Below are 3,509 nucleotides of genomic sequence, written 5' to 3' on the forward strand. Positions count from 1 at the left end.
ACACATAGACGCCTGGCCGGTCAGGCAGGTCGTCGAACATGTCGGGGTCGAGATGGGCGGGCAGGTTGGGGCGTTGCAGCAGCTGCCGGGTGAATTCGCGCAGCCTTTCGCCGGCCACGGTCTTCTCGAGCAGCTGCCAGTACTGCCACAGCACTTCCGCATCGCCGAGCGCACGATGACGCGCGTCCGTGCTCAGGCCGTGCCGTTCGACGAGCGCATCGAGGCCGTGGCTCACCACATCGGGGAACAGCTTGCGCGACAGCTTGAGCGTGCACAGCACTTCGCAGCGGAAGGACTTGCCGAGGCGCTTGAACTCGTTACGCAGGAATCCGTAATCGAAGCGCGCATTGTGCGCGATGAAGAGACCGCCTTCGAGGTGGCGCAGCAGTTCATCCTGTATCCCGGCGAAGGTCGGCGCGTCCTTCACCATGTCTTCGGTGATGCCGGTGAGCTTGCTGACGAAAGGCGGGATTGGCTCTTGCGGATTGACCAGCGCCGACCAGCGCTCGATGCCGTCCGCGCTCACTTCGACGATGCCGATTTCCATCACGCGATTGGCTACCGGATCCGGCCCGGTGGCCTCGAGGTCGATGAAGACCAGTTTGCTGTAGTGACCGAGCATGGCGCGCCCCGCCAGGTTCAGCCTTTCACGCGGATGCGGACGTCGCCGAGGGTGACGACTTGTCCGGCGCGGATCTTGGCTGTCTTGCGTAGCTCCTGCGCGCCGTCGACCGACACTTCGCCCGAGGCGACGATCATCTTGCCCGCGCCGCCGCTATCGCAGATGCCGGTGAGTTTGAGGAGCTGGTTTAGTTCGACGAATTCGCCGTCGAGCTGGAAGTCGAGAGTTTGCATATCAAGTGTTGAGTGTTTGTTGTGCTTTATCCAGCCACACCAAAAGGTTCGCCTGCAAGTCTTCCTGGCTGAACGAGCAGCTTTCCTCGGTGAACAGGCTGCCGGCTTCCATGCGGCCGAGCAGGTCTTCCATCACCTGCCCGTAGCGAGGCGGCAGGGCACTGACGAGTGCACCTTGCGAGCGCCAGGCCTGGCAGAAGGCGTGGATGGAAATACGCTTGTGCTGCAGGTCGTCGAGCGAAGTGCGCAGCGTCTGGAGGGCAAAAGTGTGTGACATTGGCGTGGACGGGAGGTGGATTGTATCGGATCAGAGCTGGCGTGCCTCGAAGGTATTGCATGCGGTGACCTTGCCGCTCTGGATGCCGCGCGTGAACCAGCGTACCCGCTGCTCGGAGGTGCCGTGCGTGAAGGAGTCGGGCACCACATGCCCCTGCGCCTGGCGCTGCAGCGCGTCGTCGCCGATCGCGCTGGCGGCGTTCAGTGCCGATTCCACGTCGCCTGATTCGAGGATGCTGCGCGCGCGGTCCGCGTGGTGCGCCCATACGCCGGCGAAGCAGTCGGCCTGCAATTCCACCCGAACCGAAAGCGCATTCCCCTGCGCCTGCGACATGCGCCGGCGCGCGGCGTCGGTCTTGTCGGTGATGCCCATCAGGTGTTGCACATGGTGGCCGACTTCATGCGCGATCACATACGCCTGCGCGAACTCGCCGGAGACACGGAAACGCTGCTGCATCAGGCGATAGAAACTGAGGTCGATGTAAATCTTCTGGTCGCCCGGGCAGTAGAAGGGGCCGCTTGCCGACTGGCCCGTTCCGCACGCGGTCGGCGTGCTGCCGGAGAACAGGACGAGCTTGGGTTCCACGTACCTCGCACCTTCCGCGCGGAACAGCGCCTGCCAGGTGTCTTCCGTATCGGCGAGCACGGTAGAAACAAACTTCGCCATGTGGTCCGTTTCCGGCGGGCGATGCGCAGTCTGTTCCTGTGCGACAGGCAAGCCGCCACCCCCGGTCAGCACGTTGAGCACGGTCATCGGACTGACGCCGAGGAAATACGATGCGACCAGCGCAATCGCAATCGTGCCCAACCCGACCGAACGGCCGCCGCCGAAACTTGCGCCGCGGCGGTCTTCCACATTGTCGCTTTCGCGATTGCCTTCCCATCTCATGATGCGTCTCCTGGAAATCTTTCTGGAACAGGAAAGCAATAAGCATACGCGCGCTGCGAGGCCGCTGCACGCGAGCGGCGTGGGAAATTCTTACAGCAAGCGTGCAAGCAATGCCTTGTCGAAGCGCGCGTCGAGCGGAATGCGGACGCGGTGGCCGCTGCCTGCGGCAACAGTCAACGGTGTGCCATCCTCGGCGAGCATGCGGTCGAGCGTGACGACTTCGTTGCCGCCGGGATGGATCACCTCGATGCGGTCGCCGACGGAGAAGCGGTTCTTGACTTCCACTTCCGCCCAGCCGTCCTGGATGCCCTGCACATCGCCAACATAATGGCTGCGATGCACTTCGGAAACGCCGCTCATGTAGTTCTGGTATTCCTGTGTGTGGTGGCGCTGGTAGAAGCCGTCGGTGTAGCCGCGGTTGGCGAGGCCCTGCAGTTCGCCCAGCAACTGGGTGTTGAACGGGCGGCCGGCCACCGCATCGTCGATTGCGCGGCGGTAGACCTGCGCGGTGCGCGCGACATAGTAGAGCGACTTGGTGCGTCCCTCGACCTTCAGCGAATCGACGCCGATCTTCACCAGGCGCTCGATGTGCTCGACCGCGCGCAGGTCCTTGGAATTCATGATGTAGGTGCCGTGCTCGTCCTCGAGGACGGGCATCAATTGCCCCGGACGACCCGCTTCCTCGATCAGGTAAGGGCGGTCGGCCAGCGGATGGCGCGGCGCGTCGCCAAGCGCGGAAAAGGACTGGTTCGCTTCTTCCAGCGCCTGCTGGTAATTGAACTGGATGGTTTCGACCGGCACGCGCGTGATGTCGCCGGATGCATCTTCCGACGCATTCATCACCTTGTAGTCCCAGCGGCAGGAATTGGTGCAGGTGCCCTGGTTAGCGTCGCGATGGTTGAAGTAGCCCGACAACAGGCAACGGCCGGAGTAGGCGATGCACAGCGCGCCGTGCACGAAGACTTCGAGCTCCATGTCCGGGCATTGCTGGCGGATTTCCTCGATCTCGTCGAGCGAGAGTTCGCGCGACAGGATCACGCGTGTGAGGCCCATGCGCTGCCAGAACTTGACGTCGGCCCAGTTCACCGCGTTCGCCTGCACCGACAGGTGGACCGGCACGTCCGGCCATTTGTCGCGCACCATCATGATCAGGCCGGGATCGGCCATGATGAGCGCGTCCGGCTTCATTGCGATTACCGGCTCCATGTCGCGCAGGTAGGTCTTCAGTTTGGCGTTGTGCGCGAAGATGTTGGAGGCGACGAAGAACAGCTTGTTGCGCGCATGCGCCTCGCTGATTCCGGTGGCGAGCGCCTCCAGCGTCGAGAATTCATTGTTGCGCGCGCGCAGGCTGTAGCGCGGCTGACCGGCATAAACGGCGTCGGCGCCGTAGTCGAAGGCGGCGTGCATTTTGGCCAGCGAGCCGGCGGGGAGCAGGAGTTCGGGAGAGCGGGACATGGCGGGTCGTGCGAAAGCTGTGCGGAACCCGCCA

General features: G+C 63.4%; 5 protein-coding genes. All 5 read right to left on the bottom strand.

The genetic code is table 11. From position 1 onward, the window contains the following. Window positions 1-622 (bottom strand): 3'-5' exonuclease (locus AYR66_RS29180; protein ID WP_206047001.1); only part of this gene is annotated, 622 nt, incomplete at its 3' end. Window positions 623-639: 17 nt separating this feature from the next. Then, window positions 640-855: an RNA-binding S4 domain-containing protein gene (locus AYR66_RS00325; protein WP_088705843.1), complete on the bottom strand. Its 216-nt coding sequence runs from the start codon at window positions 853-855 to the stop codon at window positions 640-642. Between the two features lies 1 nt (window position 856). Then, a complete protein-coding gene (locus AYR66_RS00330) occupies window positions 857-1,132 on the bottom strand; it encodes a hypothetical protein (RefSeq protein ID WP_088705844.1) in 276 nt (91 codons plus the stop codon). A 30-nt stretch (window positions 1,133-1,162) separates the two neighbouring features. Beyond that, a complete protein-coding gene (gene ypfJ, locus AYR66_RS00335) occupies window positions 1,163-2,020 on the bottom strand; it encodes a KPN_02809 family neutral zinc metallopeptidase (RefSeq protein ID WP_088705845.1) in 858 nt (285 codons plus the stop codon). A 90-nt stretch (window positions 2,021-2,110) separates the two neighbouring features. Continuing rightward, complete coding sequence (trhP, locus tag AYR66_RS00340; RefSeq protein WP_088705846.1) at window positions 2,111-3,475, bottom strand: prephenate-dependent tRNA uridine(34) hydroxylase TrhP; 1,365 nt, start codon at window positions 3,473-3,475, stop codon at window positions 2,111-2,113. Window positions 3,476-3,509: the final 34 nt, after the last annotated feature.

The sequence above is a fragment of the Noviherbaspirillum denitrificans genome, assembly GCF_002211445.1.
Taxonomy (GTDB): domain Bacteria; phylum Pseudomonadota; class Gammaproteobacteria; order Burkholderiales; family Burkholderiaceae_D; genus Noviherbaspirillum; species Noviherbaspirillum denitrificans.

Coding starts and splice junctions, on each gene's coding strand:
- AYR66_RS00325 (WP_088705843.1), bottom strand. CDS start 855: ATGCAAACTCTCGACTTCCAGCTCGACGGCGAATTCGTCGAACTAAAC.
- AYR66_RS00330 (WP_088705844.1), bottom strand. CDS start 1,132: ATGTCACACACTTTTGCCCTCCAGACGCTGCGCACTTCGCTCGACGAC.
- ypfJ (WP_088705845.1), bottom strand. CDS start 2,020: ATGAGATGGGAAGGCAATCGCGAAAGCGACAATGTGGAAGACCGCCGC.
- trhP (WP_088705846.1), bottom strand. CDS start 3,475: ATGTCCCGCTCTCCCGAACTCCTGCTCCCCGCCGGCTCGCTGGCCAAA.